Below are 22,345 nucleotides of genomic sequence, written 5' to 3'. Positions count from 1 at the left end.
CGGGACGCGAGCGCGGCTCCGATAGCCTGTCAAGGGTGGCCAGATCACTGGGGGTGCGGCGCGGCAAGGCCCGACTGCGCGCCGTCGCCCTGATCGGCATCGACGGCTCGGGCAAGACCACCCAGGCGCACCGGCTCGCGGACGCGCTCACCGCCGCCGGTCGGCCGGCGACCTACCACCGCAACGCGGGCGGCCGGCGCTGGCTCGGCCGGCTCGCGCAGCGGCTCGGCCGCCCGGACGCCGAACGGCTGGTCGGCCGGCGGGGTCTGCTCGCCGTGGAGTCCGTGCTGCGCTGGCTGGCCATCGCGGCGGCCCTGCTGAGCTGCCTGGTCACCGGGCGGACTGCCGTCATGGACCGCTACTCGGCCTGCCAGTACGCCAGCATCCGGGCGCATGGCGGGCAGCGCTGGGAGCGGCTGGCCCGGGCCGGCTACCGCGTGTTCCCGACCCCGCAGGTCGTCTTCCTGCTCACCGTCGACCCGGCCGAGGCGTACCGGCGCATCGAGCGGCGCGGCGAGGACCACGAGACCATGGGCTGGCTGACGGCCGCGGACACGGCCTACCGCACCCTGCCCGAGTACCCCAGCTTCGTCGTGGTGGACGCCGGCCGGTCGCCGGAGGAGGTGTCCCGGCAGATCCAGGCACACCTGGCCGAGTGGCTGCCGGCCGAGGACCCGTCCCCGGTCGGCGGGCCGGCCGCGGAAGAGCGCCGGGCCGACCCGCCGGCCCCGGCGCCCCGCAGATGGCTCGCCTGGGCTCAGGCCCGCCCGTAGACCGGGACGCTCGCGCCGCTGGTCGGCGCGGACTCGTCGCTGGCCAGGAAGCGGACCACCGGCGCGATCTCGGCGGGGGAGACCCAGCGGCGGTGGTCGGCGCCCGGCTGGGCGGCCCGGTTGGTGGGGGTGTCGATCACGCTGGGCAGCACGGTGTTGCAGCGCACGCCCCGCTGCCGGTACTCCACCGCCACCGCGTTGGCGAAGGCCAGCACGGCGGCCTTGGCCGTCGCGTACCCGGCCGCGCCGGGGAAGGGGGCCAGCGCCGCGCGGGCGGAGACGCAGACCACCGCGCCGCCGCCGGCCGCCACCAGCCGGGGCAGGGCGGCCGAGGTGACGAGGTACGTCGGCCGCAGGTTGAGCGTCAGCATCCGCTCGAACTCCTCGACCGGGGTCTCGTGCACCAGCCCGCCGCTGGCGTACCCGCCGACGAGGTTGACCACCGCGCGCAGCGGCGCGGCCGGCTCCCCGGCCGCGATCTCCACCGCCCGCGTGGCGTCGGCCGGGTCCAGCAGGTCCGCGGCCAGCCGGACCAGGCCCGGCCGCGCCGGCTCCGCCGGGGCCGGCTCCTCCCGCGCTGGTACGACCACCCGCCATCCCGCCGCCAGGAAGGCGGCGGTGACCGCCCCGCCGAGCCCGCCGGTGCCTCCGGTGACCAGCACACTGCGATCCGCCATGCCCGACAAGTTAGCGGGCCGGCGCCCGGCGCGTGGACCCCGGCCGGACGGCGGGCCGCCGACGCCGTCCGGCAGGAGGCCGGAGCCCCCCGGAGGAGGCGGCGGACGCTGCGGAAATGGCACTCTGCTGGCGACGATTGTGAACGGCCGGAGTACTTTTTCCCGATACGCGGAGACACGGTTGACGCTCACGCCTCATGAAAGTAAGTTTCATCCGTGGCGAATAGTCCGAAGATTTCTGCGAGTCACGAGCCTGGTGGGCTGATCGTCCACATCAGTGGGCTGCTCCCCTCGCTGTCGCCCGCCGAGCAGCGGGTGGCCCGGCTGGTCGTCGCCGATCCGGCGGACGCCGCCCGGCGCACCATCACCGACCTCGCCACCGCCGCCGAGACATCGGAGGCGACGGTCATCCGGTTCTGCCGCTCGGTCGGCATGGCGGGCTACCCCCAGCTGCGGATCCGGCTCGCCGCCGAGGCCGCCCGCCGGGTCGAGCCGCCGGACGCCCGGGTGGTCGGCGGCGACATCCCGCCCGGCGCCGACCTGGCCCAGATCATCGCGACCATCTCGTTCAACGACGCCCGGGCGGTGGAGGAGACGGCGGAGCAGCTCGACCCGGCGGTCTGCGAGCAGGTCGTCGAGGCGATCGTCGGCGCCGGCCGGATCGACGTCTACGGCGCGGGCGCGAGCGGCTTCGTCGCCTCCGACTTCCAGCAGAAGCTGCACCGGATCGGCCGCACGGCCTTCTACTTCCCCGACGTCCACACCGCGCTCACCTCGGCGGCGCTGCTCTCCCGGGGCGACGTCGCCGTCGGCATCTCGCACACCGGCACCACCTCGGACGTGATCGAGGTGCTGGAGCAGGCCCGGTCCCGGGGCGCGGCGACGGTCGCGTTGACCAACTTCCCCCGCTCGCCGATCACCGAGGTCGCCGACTTCGTGCTCACCACAGCCGCCCGCGAGACCACCTACCGCTCCGGCGCGATGGCCAGCCGCCTCGCCCAGCTCACCGTGGTCGACTGCCTCTTCGTCGGGGTGGCCGCCCGTAACCGCGCCCGGGCCCGCCGGGCGCTGGAGGCGACCGCCGAGGCGGTCCAGACCCACCGGGTCGGTGCCGGCCGGAGGCGGGCATGACCGCCAACCGGGTGGAGCCCGGCGAGGTCACCGCCGCCCTCCGCCCCGCGGTCCGGGTGGGTGCGCCCACCGAGCGGCGCAACCCGCTCAGCGCCGACCTCGACCTGATGCCGACCCGGGACGTCCTCGCGGTGATCAACGAGGCGGACCGGCGCGTGCCGGACGCCGTCGCGGCCGTCCTCGACGAGATCGCCGCCACCGTCGACCTCGCGGTCGCCGCGCTGCGCGGCGGCAGCCGGGTGCACTACTTCGGCGCCGGCACCTCCGGCCGGCTCGGCGTGCTCGACGCCGCCGAACTGGCCCCCACCTTCAACTCGCCCCGGCACTGGTTCTGCGCCCACCTCGCCGGCGGGCCGGACGCGATGTGGCGGGCCGTCGAGGACGCCGAGGACGACGAACGGGGCGGCGCGGCCGAGGCGGCCGACTGCGTCCGGGAGAGCGACCTCGTGGTCGGCCTGGCCGCGAGCGGGCGCACGCCGTACGTTCTCGGGGCGCTCGCCGCGTCCCGGGCCCAGGGCGCCTCGACCGTGCTGTTGTGCGCCAACCCGGAGGCCGAGGCCGCGTCGTCCGTGGACGTCTTCATCGGCGTGGACACCGGCCCCGAGGTGGTGACCGGGTCGACCCGGATGAAGGCGGGCACGGCGCAGAAGCTGGTGCTCAACACGTTCTCCACCGCCGTGATGGTGCGCCTCGGCCGGGTCTACTCGAACCTCATGATCGACCTGGTGGCCACGAACGCGAAGCTGCGCGGCCGGATGATCTCGATCCTGATGGAGGCCACCGGCTGCGCCGAGGAGGTCTGCCGGCGCGCCCTGCGGGAGGCCGACGGGGACCTGAAGACCGCCCTCGTCTCGTTGGTCTCCGGTGCCGGCGTCCCCGCCGCCCGGGCCGCCCTGGCCCGCTCCGCCGACCAGGTCCGCGGCGCCCTCGCCCTGCTCGCCCACTGACCCGCGGCCGGGGATCTGCCTGCGCCCTGAGGACGGTGCGGGTGACGGCGGCCACGGCCGGTGTCCGGTGACGCTGGTCACGGCCCGGCGGCGGACGGGACTGCGCAACGGGTGCGGATTGTTCAACCGGGGCGAGGGTATTCCGTATCCGTGAATGAACCGACCGGCCCGCCGGCGCGTTTTTACCGGTGACCAGGATCGCAGTCTGGTGGTGACGCGGGTCGCTGCGCCGCCCGGTTTGGCAGTGGTGCCATGCCTGGGTGGACGCCGTTCCGTCGATCCGCCGACCCGTTCGTGGTGCCCAGCGCCGGGCCACCCACGCGGTGCTGACAGCAAACATGGACCGGGCTCTCAGCTAGTACTCAGGCATTCGTGACACTTTCGACTCACGACATGGAATCCCCGACGCGTCTCAACTGTTGTGCAGGTGTCAGGTCAGCACCGGAGGGCACAGCGGAAGTTACGGGGGAGGGCTGATGGACGTGGGGATGGCAAGGAACCGGGCAACCGGCGCGAGCGAGGGGACCGTGGGCAACGTGGACAAGAACATCAGCATGCGAACCGACGAGGTGGCCGAGGAGCGCGACCTGGTCGGAGTCTACCTGCACGAGATCTCCCGGACGCCGCTGCTGGACGCCGCCACCGAGGTCGAGCTCTCCAAGACGATCGAGGCCGGCCTCTACGCCGAGCACCTGCTCGACATCGACCGGGTTCCCGCGGGCGTCGACCGGGAGGACCTGGAGCGCGTGGTCGCCGAGGGGGAGCGGGCGAAGGACCTCTTCATCCGCGCCAACCTGCGGCTGGTCGTCTCCATCGCCCGGCGTTACGTGCGGTCGGGGATGCCCATGCTCGACCTGATCCAGGAGGGCAACACCGGCCTGGTCCGGGCGGTCGAGAAGTTCGACTACGAGCGCGGCTTCAAGTTCTCCACCTATGCGACCTGGTGGATCCGCCAGGCGATCAGCCGGGCGATCGCCCAGCAGGAGCGCACGGTGCGGCTGCCCGTGCACCTGGTCGAGGACGTCAACCGGATGCGCAACGTGGCCCGTCAGCTCACCCGTGAGCTGGGCAGCGACCCGGAGCCGGAGCAGATCGCGGCGGCCCTCGGCGTCACCGTCGAGCGGGTCAACGAGCTGGTCCGCTGGTCGCAGGACACCGTGTCGCTGGACACCCCGGTGGGCGACGACGGCGACACCAACCTCGGGGACCTGGTCGCCGACAGCGACGCCCCGTCGCCGGAGGAGATCGTCCTGACCGGGCTGGAGCGGCAGCGTATCGAGGGCCTGCTCAACCACCTCGACGACCGGTCGGCCGGCATCATGCGGGCCCGGTACGGCCTCGAGGACGGGCGGGAGCACTCGCTGACCGAGGTCGCCTCGCGCTTCTCGCTGTCGCGGGAGCGGATCCGGCAGCTGGAGATCCAGGCGCTGGGTCGGCTGCGCGAGCTGGCCCGGGCCGAGGGGCTCCAGGCGGCCTGAGCCGGCGCGGGCTGCAGGCGGCCCGAGCCACGGGAATGACGGCGAACGGCCGGCGTCCGACAGGGGACGTCGGCCGTTCGCCGTACGCGGGGCCCGTCAGCGGACCCGGCCGTAGCCGTACGGGGTCATCAGGTCCATCGCGCGCTTCTCCACGTTCCGGCCGAAGGTCGGGGCGTGGATCACCTGCCCGTCGCCGACGTAGAGTGCGACGTGCCCGAGGCTGCGGTAGAAGACGAGGTCGCCGGGCCGTAGCTGGCTGCGGCTGATGTGGCTCACCACGCCCCACTGCATGCGGGCGTTGTGCGGCAGGGACTTGCCGGCGGCGCGCCAGGCGGCCAGGGTGAGGCCGGAGCAGTCGTACCCGTCGGGGCCGTCCGCGGCCCAGACGTACGGCTTGCCGAGCGCGCCGTAGGCGTACCGGACCGCCGTCCCGGCCCGCCCGGAGACGGCCGGCGCGTCGCCTCCGGACTCTCCCCGGGAGCCCGGCGGCTCGGTGGCCCGGCCGTACGCCTGCCGGCGCATCTCGTACAGCTCGGCCAGGTCCTTCTCGATCCGGCGCTTGGCGGCGGCGAGCTGCCTGGCCTGCGCCGCCTGCCGGGCCAGTGTCATCTCCAGCCGGGTCTTCTGGCCGACCAGCCGGCGCTGGTTCTGGGTGAAGCCGGCGACGCGCCGCTGGCGCTGCCGGGTCAGCTGGTCGAGGGTGTCCAGCCGGTCCAGCAGGTTGCTCGGGCCGCCCGTGCCCAGCAGCGCGTTCGCGGTGTCCAGCCGGCCCGTCTTGTACGCGGTGACGGCGATCTCGCCGACGTCCGCCCGGCTCCGCGCGGCCTGCTTCTCCAGCGGTTCGATCCGGGCCACCAGCGCCGCCGCGGCGGCCTTGTTCGCCCGCATGTCCTCGGTGAGCTTGTTGTAGGACTCGACGACCCGCTCCAGCTCGGTCGAGGACTTCTCGATCCGCCGCGTCAGCTCGGCGGGCGAGGGTTCGGCCCGAGCCGCCGACGCCGGGGCGACCAGCGCGAGCGAGGCGCCGACCGTCGCCAGGGCACGTAGCAGCTTCCTGACACACGACAAGAGCGGACGGCTCCTCTCCCACGGCCCGCCGGGCGACACGCGTCGCGGCGGTGCCGGCCCGGGGCTGTCCAGGGTGGACGGCGCTCGACCGGTCCGGCCCGCCCAACCTAACCCGGGGCAGGAGTGAGCCGCAGGGAAAGTAGGGGCGAAAGAGGAAAAACGGGCCGGATGTTTCGCGAGGGATTGTCACGTTCGGTAGTCGGGGCGCGGAATCGCGCCGATGCGCCGGAGCCGACGGTCGAGACGGGCGATCGGTCGCTTTCGTCGTTCTGGGCGGATGCTGCCGGGGCGCCGAGCGCGATAGCATGATAAGTCGGAATTGACGGCAGTTTGCCGGCGTCGGCGAGGGCGGGGCAGCCCGCCACGCGCCGCAAAATGCACGTCTGGGCTGGCGCGGCGGCAACAAAATGAAGGTGAGCCGGGATCCCGTCGGCGTCGATGGGCAGCCGCGGGGACCGCGCCCGGCGCCTCAGCCGTGGGAGACAGCCGTGACCCGAAATGGCTCCGCTACCCGCCCGCCCCGGTCACCGAGAGTGACCCCCGCCTCCCCGATCCTGCTCTACGCCCGGCCCGGCATCGTCGTCACCGCGGACCGGTTCACCGTCGGCAGCACCACCTGGCAGGTCGCCGACATCACCCACCTGCACACCAGCCGGGGGCCGCACGATCGACTCGCCGTCCGGGCCGTCGCGGCGACCGCCGTCGTGATCGCCGGGGTCGGGGTGGTGCTCGGCTTCGCCGGCGGCCTGGAACGGCTCACCGCCCGGGCGTACCTGGCCCTCGGGGCGGTGGTCCTGCTGCCGCTGCTGCTCGCCGCGGTCGGCGACCGCTGGCGTCCGCCGCCGTACGAGCTGTGGGGCTGGTACCGCGGCGTCGAGGTGCTGCTGTTCAGCAGCGACGACGAGCGCCAGTTCGGGCAGGTCAGCCGCGCCGTGCGGCGGGCCCGGGAGGGCGTGCGGTACGGCGGCTGGGGCGACCCGCCCGCCGCCGACCTCTGGCGTCCGGGCCGCTGATCCGCCGTTGGGTCGCTGATCCGTCCCCCCGGGCCGGCCGCTTCAGCCGGCGACCGGCTCCGGGGTGCGGGTCTGCTCCGGGGCGGCCCAGTGGCTGACCTTCCGCTCGGCGTAGAAGGAGACGAACGGCACGGTGCCGGCGAGCATCACCAGCAGCATCCGCTTGAGCGGCCAGTCCGCGCGGCGGGACAGGTCGAACGTCGCGGCCAGGTACAGCATGTAGAGCCAGCCGTGCGCCGTGCCGACCACCGCGACCACGGTCGGCCGGTCGAAGCCGTACTTCAGCGGCATGCCGATCAGGACCAGCACGGCCAGCGCCACGCCCACGATCCAGGCGATCACGCGGTACCGGGTAAGGGCTCCGCCCACCTTCGTCCGTCCTTCCGAGCCCGGCGTCGGCCGGGGTAGTCGCGAACCCGGCGTCAGCCGGGGTAGTCACCGGGCCGGGCGCCCGGGTTGGCGTTCAACCATCGCAGGTAGCGGTTGTAGGCGGCCAGCTCGGCGTCCTCGGCGTCGTCCGCCGGCGCCGCCGGCACCCGGACCCGCACGGGTCGGCGTACCCCCGACGGGGCCGCCGGGGACGGCGCCGGTGCCGCGGCGTCGACCCCGCCCGCAGCGGCGGTGGCGTCGGGACCGGTGGCCGCGTCGTCGGCCGCCTGAGCGCGCAGGGCGTGGCGCAGCTCACGCCACCAGACGTAGCAGACGAAGCCGGCGAAGACCGGCCACTCGACGGCGTAGCCCCAGCTCAGCGTGTTGCCGCCGGCAGCCCGGCTGACCTGCCACCAGCCCAGCCCCAGAAACCCCCCGACCAGCACGACCATGGCCACGTGGCGGGCGATCCACGCCGGTGTCCAGAGCCGCTTCATGCCTACGAGGGTACCGGGGGCGGCGGCGGTCTCCGACGCGGTGTCGTAGTTCCGAGGGGTTTGGTGACACCGGGTCTGGGCATCCGTCTAGACGCCAGCCCAGACGAGACGAGGAGGCGACGATGACCGAATCGGTACGGTGGAGCACCGGCACCACGGACGCCAGCCCCGAGCAGCGGGTGCCCGAGTGGGACGGCGACCACCTCCACGACATGTCGGCCGACGGCGCGGCCGACGGCGTCGAGCTGGGGATCGACCCGGCCGAGCTGGCCGACGAGGACCTGATCCGCGAGATGCACAGCCTGCACCGCACCCGCCTCGACACGCTGCGGCACGCGACGGACTCGGCGTTGGCCAACCACCTGCGCCGCACGGCGGAGTTGGAGACCGAGTACCTCGCGCGGTATCCCGGCCGCGAGATCGACCCCGGTCGGCTCCGGGGCGAGTGATGCGGCACCACGCCGAGCGGGGGATGTCGGCGCCGCCCGAGGTCGTCTTCAACACGGCGACCGACCCCGACCGGGCGGCGGCGTGGCTGCCGGAGCCACTGCGCAGGGACGGCGGCAGCCGTCCCGACGTCAGCACGGGCCAGATGCGCGCCCGGTGGGCCAGCGAATCCGCCCCCGACTGGTCGGCCGAGATCCAGGTGGAGCCGGTCGACGCCGGGGGCGCCCGGGTCAGGCTGGACCTGGCCGGCGGGTCCGCCCAGGACGCGGGACTGGCCGACGAGACCCTCGCCAACCTGGCCCGCGAGGTGGCCGACAACCTGACCGCCGGCTGAGCGCCGCGCCCGTTTCCCCGGCTGGACCTGGCCACCGGCCGCCGGGCCCGCCGCGCCGCGGGCGCCCGAGACGACAGGAGACGGGGTTGACCCAGACCAGCCTGAAACAGAAGGTGGCGCGGCTGCGCCAGGCGTACGCGCCGCACGAGCACCGCCCGCTGGGCGGGTACCTGGCCGCGATGGGCGCGTACGCGGGGGTGACCGCCTCGATCGCGGCGCTGGCCAGGGCGACCGGCCGGCCCGTGCCGGAACGGCCCGCCGTCGCCGACGTGGCGCTGCTCGGCATCGCCACCCACAAACTCAGCCGGCTGCTGGCCAAGGACGCCGTCACCAGCCCGCTGCGTGCCCCGTTCACCCGCTACGACCGCCCCAGCGGCAGTGGCGAGGTGATGGAGCAGGTCCGCGACTCCGGCAGCCCGACCCGGCACGCCATCGGCGAGCTGCTGAGTTGCCCGTTCTGCCTGGCGGTGTGGGTCGCCACCGGGCTCACCGGCGGGCTCGTGCTGGCGCCCCGGCTCACCCGGCTGGTGGCCACCGCGCTGACCGCGGTGGCCGCCTCCGACTTCCTCCAGATGGGCTACGCGGTGGCCCAGCGGGCCGCCGAGGGCGGCGGCCAGCGGGACTGAGCACCGGTGGCCCTGTGGGTCAGGACTGCATGCCCGACCAGCCGCGCGGCGACTCCGGCTCGCGGTCGTCCTCGTCCTCGCCGGTGATCACGTCCCGTGCCACGGCCGTCCGGTCGTGCTCGTCGGCGAAGTCCGGGTCGGGCGCGGTGTCCCGCCCCTCCGGCGGCTCTCCGAGCGCCGCGACGTGCTCGGGGCGTGGCTCCTCGCGATCGGTCATCTCGCTGTCCTCTCCGTCAGGGCCCTCGGGGTCCGGCGTCGCCGGTCACGCTGGCAGGGCGGCTCAGGCCCACGGTGCCGACCAGCGGGCGACGGTGACGTCAACGCCCGCGAGTGGCTCAGGCCACCGTCCCGCCCAGTTGGTCGGCCGCCTCGTCCACGGCGTACTCGCCCTCGGGAAGGGCGGCGATCCGGGTGAGCAACGCCGCGGGCAGGCCGGCGGCGACCGCCCGCCGGTAGATGTCCGCCTGGCTGATCCGCTCCTGACCGTGGTAGAGGTCGTCGAGCAGTTCGTCCAGCGGCCGGGTGTCCGGCTCGTCGGCGGCCTCCGGGCCGGTCGGCGCGTCCGTCGCGGTGGCACTCGTCACGGCCGCGTCGCCCGCGGTACGGTCGAGCGCGGTCGGATCGGTCCCGGCCTCGTCACTCATGGACTCGTCGCTCACGCCGACCACCTACCCGGGGCGGAAACGGTCAAACGTCACCCGCGCCGCCCCACCCTGGCCCGGCTGCCGGTGATCATGGAGTTGGCGGCCTTGTCGATCTCCGAATCAGCCGCCAACCCCATGATCATCGGTGTCCCCGGGGGCCCGCGCGGGTGGGGGCGGGTGGGTCAGGCGGGGGTCGTCAGGGCGGGGGTGCGGCGGCGGGTACGGACGGCGGCGGCCAGGTCCTCCAGCACCTCAGCCGTCGTGTCCCAGCCCAGGCAGGCGTCCGTGATGGAACGGCCGTACTCCAGCTCCCGGGTCGGGTCCAGGTCCTGCCGGCCGGGGAGCAGGAAGCTCTCCAGCATGATGCCCACGATGCCGCGCTGCCCGGCGGCGAGCTGGGCCGCGACGTCCGCGGCGACCAGCGGCTGGCGACGGTGGTCCTTTCCGCTGTTGTCGTGGCTGGCGTCGATCACGACGCGCTCGGGCAGCCCGGCCGCCCGCAGCTGCCCCAGCGCCGCCGCCACCGAGTCCGCGTCGTAGTTCGGGCCGCCCCGGCCGCCGCGCAGCACCAGGTGGCCGTCCGCGTTGCCCCGGGTGTGCATGATCGCCGGGGTGCCGGAGACGTCGATGCCGGGGAAGACGTGCGGGACGCCCGCCGCCCGGATCGCGTCCACGGCCGTGGCGATGCTGCCGTCGGGGCGGTTCTTCATCCCGATCGGCATGGACAGGCCCGAGGCGAGCTGCCGGTGCACCTGGCTCTCCACCGTACGGGCGCCGATGGCGCCCCAGGCCACCGTGTCGGCGATGTACTGCGGGGTGATCGGGTCGAGGAACTCGCAGCCCACCGGGAGACCGAGGCGCAGCACGTCCAGCAGCAGCGCCCGCGCCGTGCGCAGGCCCGTGTTCACGTCGCCGGAGCCGTCCAGCCCGGGGTCGTTGATCAGGCCCTTCCAGCCGACCGTGGAGCGCGGCTTCTCGAAGTAGACCCGCATCACGATCAGCAGGTCGTCGGCGAGCTGGTCGGCCACCACGCGCAGCCGCCGCGCGTAGTCCAGGGCGGCGACCGGGTCGTGCACCGAGCAGGGGCCGACCACCACGAGCAGGCGGTCGTCGGCGCGGTCCAGCACCCGGCCGGCCGCGCGGCGGCCGTCGAGCACCGCCTCGGCGAGCGGGGCCTCCAGGGGCAGATCGTGGTGGAGCAGGGCGGGGGTGGTCAACGGCACGACGCGGTCGATCCGCTGGTCGATGACGCGGTCGGGGGTCGTCACGGTGGTTTTCCTTCCGCCGACCGCGCCCGGGGCCGGCGCCCGGGGTCGAGCCGGCTGCTCGTACGCAGAAAGGCAGGGGCTGGAAGTCCCTGCCTGGGCCGGCTCGAAGAGGAAGTGACGTCAGATCATGGTGAGGTCACCGGCTCCTCCAGCCGGCTGCCTAAACCATCGATACGACCGCGTCACGCCGGCCAGCCTACCCGACGCGACGGGTAACGCTCACCCCAGGTGCTGCTCGCCACCGTCGCGGGCGGAACCGCCGCCGTCGCCGGCAGCCTCTGGTCCGCCGCCGCGTCGGCCGCCCCGGCCCAGCCCGGCCCGAGCCCGTACGGGCCGCTGGGCGCCGCCGACGCCAACGGCGTCCAGTTAGTTGCCCGCCGGGTTCACCAGCCGGGTGATCGCCCGCTCCCGGCAGGCCGTGGCCGGCACCTCGTTCACCTGGCACGACGCGCCCGACGGGGGCGCCTGCTTCCCCGCCGGCACAGGCTGGATCTACGTCTCGAACTCGGAGATCAGCCCCGGTGGCGGGGCGTCGGCGGTGCGGTTCGACGCCGACGGCAGGGTCGCCTCGGCGTACCGGATCCTGTCCGGAACCAACCAGAACTGCGCCGGTGGCGCCACCCCGTGGGGCACCTGGCTCTCCTGCGAGGAGGTCAGCCGCGGGTACGTCTACGAGACGTACCCGCAGGGCGGCACCGCGGCCGTGCGGCGGCCGGCGCTCGGCCAGTTCAAGCACGAGGCGGCGGCGGCCGAACGAGGTGCGCGGCCCGTTCCGCTGAGCGGGGGTGCGCGGCCTGTTCCGCCGAGCCCCGGACGGGGTACAGGGGGCGGCATGAGCGAGCGTAGCGAGCGAGTCGGCCGGCTCAGTGCCACCGCTCATGACGGCGCCGAGCGCAGCGAGGTGACGGGCATGAGCGAGCGCAGCGAGGTGACGGCATGAGCCACGACCAGAGCGACCAGGACCGGGTGGAGTCCCGCGCCCACCACCTGCTGCCCGAGGAGGCGGCCGTCGGCAGCGAGGACCCGCAGGCCCAGGCGGACGCCATCCTCACCGAGTCGGACATCCGCGAGGACACCGACGTCGCCCCGGACACCATGCTGGAGCGGCGTACCTCGGAGGAGACGGTGACTCCGGTGCCGGAGCGGCGTACCTCCGAGGGGATGGTGATCTCGGACGAGCCGCCGGACTGAGCGCGGTGGCGGCCGCCCGGGCGCGGGACACCCATCCCGCGGCCGGGCGGCACCGTGCTGGATCGGCGCCGTGCGGGATCGAACGGCGCCGTGCGGATTCGGGCGGCGCTGTGGCGGATCGGGCGATCCGGGCCGTCCCGGCCCGGGCCGCGCCGACCCGGCCGGCTCGTCCCCTTTCCGTCCGCGCGATCGGATAGCGTCGGGCCATGCCCGACAGCGGTTACCCCTGGCCGATCGAGACGACCCGACTGGACAACGGCCTGCGTGTGGTGGTGAGCGAGGACCGCACCGCCCCGGCGGTCGCGGTGAACCTCTGGTACGACGTGGGCTCGCGACACGAGCCGGACGGACAGACGGGCTTCGCCCACCTCTTCGAGCACCTGATGTTCGAGGGCTCGGTGAACGTGGCGAAGACCGAGCACATGAAGTTCGTGCAGGGCGCGGGTGGTTCCCTCAACGCCACCACCAACCCGGACCGCACGAACTACTTCGAGACCCTTCCGGCCGAGCACCTGGAGTTGGCCCTCTGGCTGGAGGCCGACCGGATGGGCGGCCTGGTGCCGGCGCTGACCCAGGAGACGCTGGACAACCAGCGTGAGGTGGTCAAGAACGAGCGCCGCCAACGCTACGAGAACGTCCCGTACGGCGACGCGTGGCTGCGGCTGCTGCCGCTGCTCTACCCGCCGGGGCACCCGTACCACCACGCCACGATCGGCTCGATGGCCGACCTGAACGCGGCCGACCTGGCCACCTTCCAGGGCTTCCACCGCACGTACTACGCGCCGAACAACGCCGTGCTCACCGTGGTCGGCGACACCACGGCGACCGAGGTGTTCGCGCTCGCCGACAAGTACTTCGGCGCCATCCCGGCCCGGGAGGAGATCCCCGCCGCGCCCGACGGGCGGCACGTCCCGGCCAGCGGCGAGCCGGCCCGGGAGACCGTGGCCGCCGCCGTGCCCGCCCCCCGCGTCTACGTCGCGCACCGCACCCACCCGTTCGGCACCCCCGGGTACGACGTCGCCACGGTGCTCGCCACCGTGCTCGGCAGCGGGCGGGGCAGCCGCCTCTACCAGCGGCTCGCCGACGGCGAGCGGATCGCCCAGCCCGACCTCGTCGCCGCGTACGGGGTGGACCTCGCGTACGGCCCCGCGCCGCTGGTCGTCACCGCGACCGCCCGTCCCGGGGTGACCGCCGAGCGGCTGGCCGCCGGGGTGGCCGAGGTGGTCGACGAGCTGGCCACCGTTCCCGTCACGGCCACCGAGCTGGACCGGGCCAAGGCGCTGCTCACCACGGCCTGGTGGCGGCAGATGTCCACCGTGGACGGCCGGGCGGACACCCTCGGCCGGTACGCCACCCTGTTCGGCGACCCGGCGAAGGCCGCCGAGCGGTTGCCCGCCTGGCTCGCCGTGACCGCCGACCAGATCGCCGAGCTGGCCGCCCAGGTCCTGCGCCCCGAGGACCGGGCAACCCTGACCTACCTGCCGGAGGAGAACTCGTGACCCTCATCGCCGACCGTCCCGGGCCGGGGCTGGCCCGGCCGTACCGGTTCCCCCAGGTGGTCCGGCGGACCGTCGCCGGCGGCCCGGTCGTCGCCGCGCACCTGCCCGGGCAGAACCTCGCCGTGGCGCTGCTGCTGCTCGACGCCGGCGCCGGGCGCGAGCCCGTCGGCAAGGAGGGGCTCGGCGCGGTGCTGGCCAAGGCGCTGGAGGAGGGCACCGCGCAGCGGGACGCCGCCGCGTACGCGCTCGCCGTGGAGGGGCTCGGCACCGAGCTGGTGACCTCCCTGGACTGGGACTCGTTCCAGGTGAGCGTCCAGGTGCCGGTGGACCGGCTGGGCGCCGCCGTGGAACTGCTCGCGGAGGCCGTCCGGACGCCCAGGCTGGACCCGGACGACGTGCGCCGGGTCCGCGGCGACGAGGTGACCGCGCTGCGGATGGACTGGGCCAACCCCGGCCCCCGCGCCGACGCCGTGCTGCGCGCCGACCTGTTCGGCGCCCAGAACCGCTGGGGCCGGCCGATGTACGGCGACCCGGACTCCGTGGCGGGCCTGGACGTGGAGGACGTCACCGTCTTCCACTCCGAGTGGTTCATCCGCCCGGGCACGCTGATCGTCGCCGGCGACCTGGAGCGGATCGACCTGGACGCGCTCGGCGCGGCGGCCTTCGCGGGCGTCGGCGGCGGCCCGGTCGAGCGGGGCGGCCCGATCGAGGTCCCGCCGCACGCCGGGCGGCGGATCATCCTGGTCGACCGGCCCGGGTCGGTGCAGTCCACGCTGCGGCTGGGCCACCCGTCCCCGCACCGGGCGCACCCCGACCACGTGCCGATGACCCTGGCGGGGACGGTGCTCGGCGGGGCCTTCACCTCCCGGCTGAACCACCTGATCCGCGAGGTGCACGGCTACACGTACGGCATCCGGGGCGACTTCGCCTCGTCCCGCCGGTTCGGCCGGTTCGCGGTCAGCTCCGCGGTGCAGACCGCCGTCACCGCGCCCGCGCTGGTCGAGGCGGTGGGCGAGATCAGCCGTACGCAGGCGGGCGGGGTGACCGAGGACGAGCTGGCGGTGGCCCGCTTCTGGCGGGCCGGGCAGCTCTCGGTCGAGTTGCAGAGCCCCCGGTCGATCGCGTCGGCCCTGACCACGCTGGTCGTGCACGACCTGCCGGACGACTACCACGCCCGGCTGCGCGAGTCGCTGCTCGCCGCCGACGTGGCCGACGTCTCGGCGGCGGCCGCCGCCCACCTGCACCCGGAGTCGCTGACCCTGGTTGTCGAGGGCGACGCGGCGTTGATCCGCGACGACCTCACCGCCACGGGCCTCGGCGAGGTCGTCGACGCCCCGCCCCTGTGACCGTCCCGGTTCGCTGGGGTGGGGCCCGCCGTGACCGGCTCCGATGGTTGCGGTGGGGGTGGGGCCCGCCGTGACCGGCTCCGGGCGGTCAGGCTTGATCCCTGCGCCGGTCACGGCGGGCCCCACCCGGCCCCGTCCCGGTTGCTGTCCGTCGGTTCGTTTCGGTCGTTGCCGATCCGGCCTCGTTGCGATCCGGTAGCCGTTCGCGCCGCCTGTTCCGTACGCCACGCTCGTTCGGTGGACCGCGCTCGTTCGGTGGACCGCGCTCGTTCGGTGGACCGCGCTCGTTCGGCCAGGCCGCGGCGGGTCTTGTTTGCCTCGGTGTTCGCGTTCGCTGTGGGCGGTCCACGCGGTGATCGGCTCCATGTCGGCGACATGGCGGCCATCCCGGGGCTCGGACACCTCCATGTCGGCGACATGGCGGCCATCCCGGGCTTGGACACCGCCATGTCGGCGACATGGAGTGGATCAACCCGTCCGGGTGTACCCGTTCGCGTCGAATGTCCGGTCTGAGCGGTGTTGGCGGTGACCGGGGACATCGCCGGGGTGGGATCGTGGCCGGGGCGGGGTGGATGCCGGTGCCGTGATCGACTCCATGGCGGCGACATGGGGCTGTCCGAGTGACACGGATGCCCCGATGTCGGTGGCATGGAGTGGGTCATCCCGGCCGGGGTGCGGCGATTCGCCGCCGTGTGTCTGGTTCGCGGCTGCTGCTGGGTGTGATCGGCGGCATCGTGGGGGCGGAATCGTGGCCGGGGCGGGGTCGTTACACCTGACGCACGACCGAGCAGCAACCGATGCCCCGGAGGTAGCACGACGCCCCCCGTCGGCTTTTCGGATCGAGGCGAGTCCTCGCCGGGTTCGGGCCGGGTGGAATGCGGGCCGGCTGCCGGTCGTTGTACACGGTCCCGGCGCCCGTGACGAGGCACTCCTTGGCCCGACCGGGCATCCCTGCCCCGCGGTCGCACCGGGCTCTTTCCCCCCTTTTTCACGCTTTCGAGCGCCTGACGGTGCTTGCGCACGCCTGTCCGATCCCCCTCGGCGGTGTGCGCCAACCCCCGAATGGAGCTTTCGATGATGAACACGATGCTGCGTAAGAGCGTTCTCGGTATCGCCGGTCTCGCGTTCGCCGGTGGGCTTGCCGCCGGTCCGCTGCACGCCACCGCCGCCCATGCCGCCCCGGCGCAGGTGAAGCCGGTTGCCGTGGCCGTGCAGGCCGACAAGCCGGGCGTGGACAAGGCCAAGCTGATTCCGCACGGGGTGCAGGGCGCGCAGTCGCGCATCGACCTGAACGATGAGCAGGTGGCGAACGCGAAGGCGATCATCGCGGCGACGAAGAAGGCCGGCCTGCCTGAGCGGGCCGCGGTGATCTCGATCGCCACGAGCCTGCAGGAGTCGAAGCTGGAGAACCTGGGGCACCTGGGTGACCGTAACGACCACGACTCGCTGGGCCTGTTCCAGCAGCGCCCGTCGTCGGGTTGGGGCACCCCGGAGCAGATCACGGATCCGCAGTACTCGACGACGGCGTTCCTGAAGGGTTTGAAGCAGGTGGACGGGTGGCAGGACATGCCGCTGACCGACGCCGCGCAGACGGTGCAGGTGTCGGCGTACCCGGACGCGTACGCGCAGTGGGAGCAGCAGGCCGCCGACCTCGTCGCCCAGCACTGGAACAGCTGACCCGACGAGCACAACCGAACACGCACGATCGAACAGGCAGGCACGACGCCGCTGGCCGGCACCCCACAGGACGGGGTGCCGGTCAGCAGAGGTGGCGGAGGAGGGTGGTGGCGCGGCCCGGATCGAAGGCGTCCGGGTCGTACCAGTCGCCGACCCAGTCGCGCATCGAGCCGTGCTCGGGGTGGGCGGGGTCGGCCAGCGCGGCCAGCATCAGCTGGTGCCCGGGCGGGCCGCCGATGCCCTCCGGCGGACAGGCCCGCTCCCCCGCCAGGCAGATCGGATACCGCTCGTCCGGGTCGGCCGCGAAGGCGTCCTCGACGAGCAGGTCGTGCTCCCACCAGTCGCCGAAGTCGTACACGTACTGGAAACGGCTGCCCTTACCGAGCACCGCGTCGAGCCGGACGTCCAGCTCGTCGCGCAGGGCCAGTTCCCCGTCGGGGTCGGGCGCGCCGTACTGCCTGCCGTCGATCTCGAACGAGTGCAGGTGGCAGTTCCGCCAGCCCATGGCGTGCTGCACCACGCGGTGCAGCCGGTCGAGGGTGTATCCGCCGGGAATCAGCACCCGCCGCCAGACCGGCGGGCGAACCCCGGCGAGGGATACCTTCAGCTGGTAGATCTGACGCGGCATGTGCTGTCCCATCCTTCCACGACATAGGCTGCCGGCATGATCTGCCGAGCCTGCCGAGAGCGGCGGCACGACGACTGTCCGGGCCGGAAGTGGTGCGACTGCCAGCACCGTACCCCCGAACCCACCCCTCCGGTCACCGGTCCGGCGGGCGAATGAGCGCCACGGCCCCGATTTCCCGGCTCTGGCCGGCCCCGGCCGCCGAGCCGCTGCACGACGCGGAGCTGACGGCGCTGTACGGCCGGACGGAGCGTCCCCGGCTGCGGGTCAACTTCGTGACCAGCGTCGACGGCGCGGTCGCCCTCGACGGCTACTCGGCGGGGCTGTCGGGCGAACCGGACAAGCGGGTGTTCGGCCTGCTGCGGATGCTCTGCGACGGCCTCGTCGTGGCCGCCGGCACGCTGCGCCACGAGGGCTACCGGGCCGTACGGCTCAGCGAGCCGCGCCGCGCCTGGCGGCGGGAGCAGGGGCTGGCGGAGTACCCGACCCTGGTCGTGGTCTCCGGCTCCCTGGACCTCGACCCGGCGCAGGCGGCCTTCGCGGACGCGCCCGTACGGCCGATCGTGCTCACCTCCGCCGCCGCCGAGGCGCCGTCCGGCCTGGCCGAGGTGGCCGACCTGGTGCGCTGCGGCGCCGACCGGGTGGACCTGGCGGCCGGGCTGGCCGAGCTGCGCCGGCGCGGCCTCGGGCAGTTGCTCTGCGAGGGCGGGCCGCTGCTGTTCGGCGCGCTCACCGCCGCCGACCTGGTCGACGAGGTCTGCCTGACCCTGGCGCCGCTGCTGGCCGGCGCCGGGGCCGGCCGGATCACCGCCGGGGACGCCAGCGCGCCCCGCCACCTGCCGCTGCGGCACGTCCTGGCCGCGTCCGACGGCACGCTGCTGCTCCGGTACGCCCGCGACTGAGCCCCCGCGCTCCGCCGGGTGCCGGCAGCCCCGGAGCCGCCAGCACCCGCGGTGCGCGTACCGGTCAGTTGACGTTGACGGCCGACCAGGCGGCGGCGACGGTCTGGTACTCGGTGCTGGCGCTGCCGTAGAGGTCGGCGGCGGCCGACAGGGTGGCGGTGCGCGCCCCCGCGTAGCTGGTGCGGGAGGTCATGTACGTGGTCAGCGCGCGGTACCAGATCGCGCCCGCCTTGGCGTTGCCGATGCCGGTGACGGTGCTGCCGTTGCAGGTGGGGCTGGTGCCGTACGCGGAGGAGCCGCTGCCGACGGCGAGCAGGTAGAAGAAGTGGTGCCCACGCCGGAGGAGTAGTGCACGTCCAGCCGGCCGACGGAGCTGGACCAGCAGTCGGCCGAGCGGCCGTCCTTCGACGGCTGGTCCATGTACCGCAGCGGGACGCCGCTGCTGCGCAGCTTCTCCCCGATCAGGTAGTCGCCCGGGTCCCGGCTGTTCGCGGCGGAGAACTCGACGAGGGTGCCGAAGATGTCGCTGGTCGCCTCGTTGAGGCCGCCGGACTCGCCGCTGTAGCGCAGGCCGGCGGTGTTGCTGGTGACGCCGTGGCTCATCTCGTGCCCCGCCACGTCGAGCGAGGTCAGCGGGTACCAGCCGGAGCCGCCGTCGCCGTACGTCATGCAGAAGCAGGAGTCGCTCCAGAACGCGTTCGCGTAGTTGGTGCTGTAGTGCACCCGGCTGTACGCGGCGACGCCGTCGTTGCGGATGCCGTTGCGGCCGAACGTGTTCCTGAAGTAGTCCCAGGTCACGGCCGCGCCGTAGTGGGCGTCGGCGGCGGCGGTCTGCCGGTTGGCGAGGGTCCCGTCGCCGAAGACGTCCGACGCCGAGGTGACCAGCGTGCCGGTGCCGCTGGTGCCGCCGTTCAGGTCGTACGTGCGGTGGCCGCCGCGGGCGCCGTCGGTGAGCTGATACGTGCCGCCGGAGGCGGTGGTGCCGAGCGCCACGGTGCCGGAGTGGAAGGTGTTGCCGGTGCCCTCCCGCTGCACGCCCTCCCAGGAGTCCCGGACCGCGCCGCTGGTGGCGTCGACCACGACGTGCAGCTCGCTCGGGGTGCCGTCGGCGTACGCCCCGCCGACGACCACCTCGTACGCCAGGGCGGTGCCGGCGGCGTCGGCGTCGGCGTCGTACACCAGTTGGGTGCCGTCGACGGTGCGTCCGGTGGCGGTGGAGGCGGCGAGTGCCACGCGGCCCGCGGCGGACGCCCCGACCGCGGCCCGCGCGTCCCGGCGTGGGGCGGCGGTGAGGCTCTGGGTGACTCCCCGCCAGGAGTTTCCGTCACCCAGGTGGACGACCAGGTCGCCGCCGAGGACGGGCAGCCCGTCCTGGTAGCGGTGCAGGCGGACGTGCTCGGTGCCGTCGGCGTCGGTCGCCACGTTCTTGAGGGTGAAGCTCTGCCCGTCGGCGACGAACACGCTGGCGGAGCGGGCCTTGAGGTGGGCGACGGCGCGGCTGAGCGCGTCGGCGGCGGGGGCGGCGGGGCTGGGGGCGGCCGTGGCCGCGCCGGGCACGGCCGCGGCCAGCACGGCGGCCGCGGCCAGTCCGCCCAGGAGGGTGGTACGACGCATGGGTTCCTGCCTTCGCTAGGGACGGCCGGTCGGGGGGGGCACCGACCGGCGACGGCCCGCCAGTGTGGCGGCGGACCGGTCGACGGCCCGCAGGCGACGGGCCGCCAGGGCGCACACAAAGATCGATTGAGGGAAGATCTTCGATGTGATCCGAAGCCTATTCTCGCGCCACCCGTCCCCCGTCCGTCACGCCCCGCGGCCGACATTTCCGGGATGACTTTCGGTGACTCCCGCGACACGGAAGGCGACGCGAATCTGGTCGACGGGTGGCGTCCGCCGCGTCGCGTGGCAACCTGTCGCATCCCTCGGGCAGGATGCTCCTCGTGTTGTGCCCTCAGCGAGACGACCGACTGACCGGAGCGCGCGGATGACCGACAGCGTGCCGATCGCCGACGACGGAATCGCCGACGACGGCTTCGACGGCTCGAGCGAGGGCGTGGGCCGGGTGCTCGGCACCGCCGACGCCACCCCCCTGCAGTTCTGGACGGCCGTCTCCCCCGGCAGCTACCTGCAACTCGACGACGTGGTGGTGACCCGCCGGGAGCTGCCCGACCGGGAGCCGGTGACGATCGCCGGGGTGGTGACCCAGGTACGCGCCCGGCACGAGGGCGCCCAGTTCGACTCCGACGTGTTCGCCATCGCCGACGGCACGCTGCCCGCCCAGGTGCAGGAGGCCGCCGAGGTGACCACCACCCGGGTCGACCCCGAGTTCTACGTGCCGCCGACGCCCGGCGCGGTCGTGCACCGGGCCGAGGGCGACGCCCGGGCCCGGGCGCTGCACTTCGACCGGATGGAGCGGCGCATCCCGATGGGGATGGGCCGCGACGGGGTGCCGGTCTACCTCAACGCCGACTTCCTCGACGGCACCCGGGGCGCCCACGTCTCCATCTCCGGCATCTCCGGCGTGGCCACCAAGACCAGCTTCGCCACGTTCCTGCTCTACTCCGTCTTCCGGTCCGGGGTGCTCGGCGGCGACGCGGTCAACGCCAAGGCGCTGATCTTCAACGTCAAGGGCGAGGACCTGCTCTTCCTCGACCACCCGAACGCCAGGCTGGACGACGCCACCCGGGCCGGGTACGCGAAGCTCGGGCTGGACGCCGGCGCGTTCCCCGACGTGCGGGTGTACGCCCCGCCCCGGGTCGGCGACTCCTCCGGCACCCCGGACGTGAGCAGCCGGCTCACCGGCGTGGACAGCTTCTACTGGACGCTGAGCGAGTTCTGCGCCGACCGGCTGCTGCCGTACGTGTTCGCCGACGCCGACGACGAGCGCCAGCAGTACACGATGGTGGTGCACTCGGTCGCCGCCCACCTGGCCCGGTACGCCCAGCCCGCCGACGGCGGGGTGAGCGTCGACGGGGTCCGGCTGGGGTCGTACGCCGACCTGGTGGACCACGTCGTCGCGCAACTCAACGACGACGAGACCCGGGGCGACTGGGCCGGCAGCGCGGTCGGGCTGGGCACGGTCAACGCGTTCGCCCGGCGGCTGATCGGCAGCAAGAAGGACCTGGGCCGGCTGATCCGGGGCGACCTTGGGAGCCGCGGTGGCAAGCCCAGTCGGGGGGGCCTGGCGCCCGCGCAGCGGGCGCACAGCATCAACACCGCCGAGAGCGCCCAGGTCACCGTCGTCGACCTGCACAACCTGCCGGACCGCGCGCAGCGGTTCGTGGTCGGCGTGACGCTCAAGAGCGAGTTCGAGCGCAAGGAGAAGGCGGGCACCGCGAAGCCGCTGCTGTTCGTCGTGCTCGACGAGCTGAACAAGTACGCCCCCCGGGAGGGCTCCTCGCCGATCAAGGAGGTGCTGCTCGACATCGCCGAGCGGGGCCGCTCGCTCGGGGTGATCCTGGTCGGCGCGCAGCAGACCGCGAGCGAGGTGGAGCGGCGGATCGTCACCAACTCGGCGATCCGGGTGGTCGGCCGGCTCGACCCGGCCGAGGCGTCCCGCCCCGAGTACGGCTTCCTCCCGCCGGCCCAGCGGCAGCGGGCGCTGCTGGCCAAGCCCGGCACGATGTTCGTCAACCAGCCGGACATCCCGGTGCCGCTGTGTCTGGAGTTCCCGTTCCCGGCCTGGGCGACCCGGGTCTCCGAGGCCGGCCGGGTGCCGTCGCAGACGCTGCGCTCGATCACCGGGGCGGCCGACCCGTTCGCGGTGGTCGGCTCCGGCGGCGGCGCGACCGACGACGACATCCCGTTCTAGGGGGTGAGACCTGTGAGCGCGAGGA

24 protein-coding genes and 1 pseudogene are annotated in these 22,345 nt (G+C 74.1%); 15 read left to right on the top strand and 10 right to left on the bottom strand.

What is annotated here, in order from left to right; translation table 11 throughout:
* The first annotated feature begins 35 nt into the window (after positions 1 to 35).
* A complete protein-coding gene (locus ABGB16_RS08745; protein ID WP_347667461.1) occupies positions 36 to 773 on the top strand; it encodes a dTMP kinase in 738 nt (245 codons plus the stop codon).
* Here the strand turns inward: ABGB16_RS08745 and ABGB16_RS08740 are convergent.
* Positions 758 to 1,450: an SDR family NAD(P)-dependent oxidoreductase gene (locus ABGB16_RS08740; protein ID WP_347667460.1), complete on the bottom strand. Its 693-nt coding sequence runs from the start codon at positions 1,448 to 1,450 to the stop codon at positions 758 to 760. The genes ABGB16_RS08745 and ABGB16_RS08740 overlap by 16 nt on opposite strands.
* Before the next feature lie 216 nt (positions 1,451 to 1,666).
* Here ABGB16_RS08740 and ABGB16_RS08735 point away from each other — a divergent pair, with 216 nt between their 5' ends.
* The 3 genes from ABGB16_RS08735 (at position 1,667) to ABGB16_RS08725 (ending at position 5,006) form a co-directional block, all read left to right on the top strand.
* The gene (locus ABGB16_RS08735) at positions 1,667 to 2,581 is read left to right on the top strand and encodes a MurR/RpiR family transcriptional regulator (RefSeq protein WP_347667459.1); all 915 of its coding nucleotides are present in this window, start codon (positions 1,667 to 1,669) and stop codon (positions 2,579 to 2,581) included.
* Positions 2,578 to 3,528 (top strand): N-acetylmuramic acid 6-phosphate etherase, encoded by a 951-nt coding sequence (locus tag ABGB16_RS08730; RefSeq protein ID WP_347667458.1) that lies wholly within the window; start codon positions 2,578 to 2,580, stop codon positions 3,526 to 3,528. Before ABGB16_RS08735 ends, ABGB16_RS08730 begins: the two co-directional genes overlap by 4 nt.
* 488 nt (positions 3,529 to 4,016) lie before the next feature.
* Complete coding sequence (locus tag ABGB16_RS08725) at positions 4,017 to 5,006, top strand: sigma-70 family RNA polymerase sigma factor (RefSeq protein ID WP_347667524.1); 990 nt, start codon at positions 4,017 to 4,019, stop codon at positions 5,004 to 5,006.
* A 96-nt stretch (positions 5,007 to 5,102) separates the two neighbouring features.
* On the opposite strand, the gene ABGB16_RS08720 is transcribed toward ABGB16_RS08725, so the two are convergent.
* The gene (locus tag ABGB16_RS08720) at positions 5,103 to 6,074 is read right to left on the bottom strand and encodes a C40 family peptidase (RefSeq protein ID WP_347667457.1); all 972 of its coding nucleotides are present in this window, start codon (positions 6,072 to 6,074) and stop codon (positions 5,103 to 5,105) included.
* 533 nt (positions 6,075 to 6,607) lie between these two features.
* Between ABGB16_RS08720 and ABGB16_RS08715 the strand changes: the two genes are divergently transcribed.
* Entirely contained in the window at positions 6,608 to 7,087 is a 480-nt protein-coding gene (locus ABGB16_RS08715; protein ID WP_347667456.1) for a DUF6232 family protein, read from the top strand.
* A 42-nt stretch (positions 7,088 to 7,129) separates the two neighbouring features.
* On the opposite strand, the gene ABGB16_RS08710 is transcribed toward ABGB16_RS08715, so the two are convergent.
* Together ABGB16_RS08710 and ABGB16_RS08705 are read right to left on the bottom strand one after the other, a co-directional pair.
* The gene (locus tag ABGB16_RS08710; protein ID WP_347667455.1) at positions 7,130 to 7,456 is read right to left on the bottom strand and encodes a DUF3817 domain-containing protein; all 327 of its coding nucleotides are present in this window, start codon (positions 7,454 to 7,456) and stop codon (positions 7,130 to 7,132) included.
* A gap of 53 nt (positions 7,457 to 7,509) precedes the next feature.
* Positions 7,510 to 7,953, bottom strand: coding sequence for a hypothetical protein (locus ABGB16_RS08705; RefSeq protein WP_347667454.1), 444 nt, complete (start codon positions 7,951 to 7,953; stop codon positions 7,510 to 7,512).
* A gap of 122 nt (positions 7,954 to 8,075) precedes the next feature.
* On the opposite strand from ABGB16_RS08705, the gene ABGB16_RS08700 reads away from it, so the two are divergent.
* The 3 genes from ABGB16_RS08700 (at position 8,076) to ABGB16_RS08690 (ending at position 9,360) form a co-directional block, all read left to right on the top strand.
* Entirely contained in the window at positions 8,076 to 8,402 is a 327-nt protein-coding gene (locus ABGB16_RS08700; protein WP_347667453.1) for a DUF6158 family protein, read from the top strand.
* Positions 8,402 to 8,734 (top strand): hypothetical protein, encoded by a 333-nt coding sequence (locus ABGB16_RS08695; RefSeq protein ID WP_347667523.1) that lies wholly within the window; start codon positions 8,402 to 8,404, stop codon positions 8,732 to 8,734. Before ABGB16_RS08700 ends, ABGB16_RS08695 begins: the two co-directional genes overlap by 1 nt.
* An 86-nt stretch (positions 8,735 to 8,820) precedes the next feature.
* Positions 8,821 to 9,360, top strand: a complete 540-nt coding sequence (locus ABGB16_RS08690; protein WP_347667452.1) for a DUF1360 domain-containing protein — start codon at positions 8,821 to 8,823, stop codon at positions 9,358 to 9,360.
* A 19-nt stretch (positions 9,361 to 9,379) separates the two neighbouring features.
* Here the strand turns inward: ABGB16_RS08690 and ABGB16_RS08685 are convergent, their stop codons facing one another.
* The 3 genes from ABGB16_RS08685 to ABGB16_RS08675 form a co-directional block, all read right to left on the bottom strand.
* The gene (locus tag ABGB16_RS08685) at positions 9,380 to 9,577 is read right to left on the bottom strand and encodes a hypothetical protein (protein ID WP_347667451.1); all 198 of its coding nucleotides are present in this window, start codon (positions 9,575 to 9,577) and stop codon (positions 9,380 to 9,382) included.
* A 118-nt stretch (positions 9,578 to 9,695) separates the two neighbouring features.
* Complete coding sequence (locus ABGB16_RS08680) at positions 9,696 to 10,004, bottom strand: hypothetical protein (protein ID WP_347667522.1); 309 nt, start codon at positions 10,002 to 10,004, stop codon at positions 9,696 to 9,698.
* A gap of 182 nt (positions 10,005 to 10,186) precedes the next feature.
* Positions 10,187 to 11,272, bottom strand: coding sequence for a 3-deoxy-7-phosphoheptulonate synthase (locus tag ABGB16_RS08675; protein WP_347667450.1), 1,086 nt, complete (start codon positions 11,270 to 11,272; stop codon positions 10,187 to 10,189).
* Between the two features lie 228 nt (positions 11,273 to 11,500).
* Between ABGB16_RS08675 and ABGB16_RS08670 the strand changes: the two are divergent.
* The 5 genes and pseudogenes from ABGB16_RS08670 to ABGB16_RS08650 form a co-directional block, all read left to right on the top strand.
* Positions 11,501 to 12,026, top strand: a pseudogene (locus tag ABGB16_RS08670) (alkaline phosphatase PhoX); the annotation flags it as partial.
* Between the two features lie 182 nt (positions 12,027 to 12,208).
* The gene (locus tag ABGB16_RS08665; RefSeq protein ID WP_347667449.1) at positions 12,209 to 12,463 is read left to right on the top strand and encodes a hypothetical protein; all 255 of its coding nucleotides are present in this window, start codon (positions 12,209 to 12,211) and stop codon (positions 12,461 to 12,463) included.
* A 206-nt stretch (positions 12,464 to 12,669) separates the two neighbouring features.
* Entirely contained in the window at positions 12,670 to 13,962 is a 1,293-nt protein-coding gene (locus ABGB16_RS08660) for a pitrilysin family protein (RefSeq protein ID WP_347667448.1), read from the top strand.
* Positions 13,959 to 15,308, top strand: coding sequence for a pitrilysin family protein (locus tag ABGB16_RS08655; RefSeq protein ID WP_347667447.1), 1,350 nt, complete (start codon positions 13,959 to 13,961; stop codon positions 15,306 to 15,308). The genes ABGB16_RS08660 and ABGB16_RS08655 overlap by 4 nt, the downstream gene beginning before the upstream one ends.
* A 1,077-nt stretch (positions 15,309 to 16,385) precedes the next feature.
* Positions 16,386 to 16,985, top strand: coding sequence for a hypothetical protein (locus ABGB16_RS08650; protein WP_347667521.1), 600 nt, complete (start codon positions 16,386 to 16,388; stop codon positions 16,983 to 16,985).
* 82 nt (positions 16,986 to 17,067) lie between these two features.
* Here ABGB16_RS08650 and ABGB16_RS08645 read toward each other — a convergent pair whose 3' ends face one another.
* Positions 17,068 to 17,613: a plasmid pRiA4b ORF-3 family protein gene (locus tag ABGB16_RS08645; RefSeq protein ID WP_347667446.1), complete on the bottom strand. Its 546-nt coding sequence runs from the start codon at positions 17,611 to 17,613 to the stop codon at positions 17,068 to 17,070.
* A gap of 152 nt (positions 17,614 to 17,765) precedes the next feature.
* Between ABGB16_RS08645 and ABGB16_RS08640 the strand changes: the two genes are divergently transcribed.
* Positions 17,766 to 18,512 carry a pyrimidine reductase family protein gene (locus ABGB16_RS08640; RefSeq protein WP_347667445.1) on the top strand — a complete coding sequence of 249 codons (747 nt, stop codon included), beginning with the start codon at positions 17,766 to 17,768 and terminating at the stop codon, positions 18,510 to 18,512.
* Positions 18,513 to 18,576: 64 nt separating this feature from the next.
* On the opposite strand, the gene ABGB16_RS08635 is transcribed toward ABGB16_RS08640, so the two are convergent.
* Both ABGB16_RS08635 and ABGB16_RS08630 read right to left on the bottom strand, forming a co-directional pair.
* Positions 18,577 to 18,828 (bottom strand): M4 family metallopeptidase, encoded by a 252-nt coding sequence (locus ABGB16_RS08635; protein WP_347667520.1) that lies wholly within the window; start codon positions 18,826 to 18,828, stop codon positions 18,577 to 18,579.
* Positions 18,714 to 20,126 (bottom strand): M4 family metallopeptidase, encoded by a 1,413-nt coding sequence (locus tag ABGB16_RS08630; RefSeq protein WP_347667444.1) that lies wholly within the window; start codon positions 20,124 to 20,126, stop codon positions 18,714 to 18,716. The genes ABGB16_RS08635 and ABGB16_RS08630 overlap by 115 nt, the downstream gene beginning before the upstream one ends.
* Positions 20,127 to 20,526: 400 nt before the next feature.
* Here ABGB16_RS08630 and ABGB16_RS08625 point away from each other — a divergent pair, with 400 nt between their 5' ends.
* Positions 20,527 to 22,320: an ATP-binding protein gene (locus tag ABGB16_RS08625; protein WP_347667519.1), complete on the top strand. Its 1,794-nt coding sequence runs from the start codon at positions 20,527 to 20,529 to the stop codon at positions 22,318 to 22,320.
* The last annotated feature ends 25 nt before the right edge of the window (positions 22,321 to 22,345 follow it).

Source organism: Micromonospora sp. B11E3 (assembly GCF_039871625.1).
GTDB lineage: Bacteria > Actinomycetota > Actinomycetes > Mycobacteriales > Micromonosporaceae > Micromonospora.
Note: the sequence above shows the minus strand (reverse complement) of the source record. Positions and strands in the feature narration are given on the sequence as shown.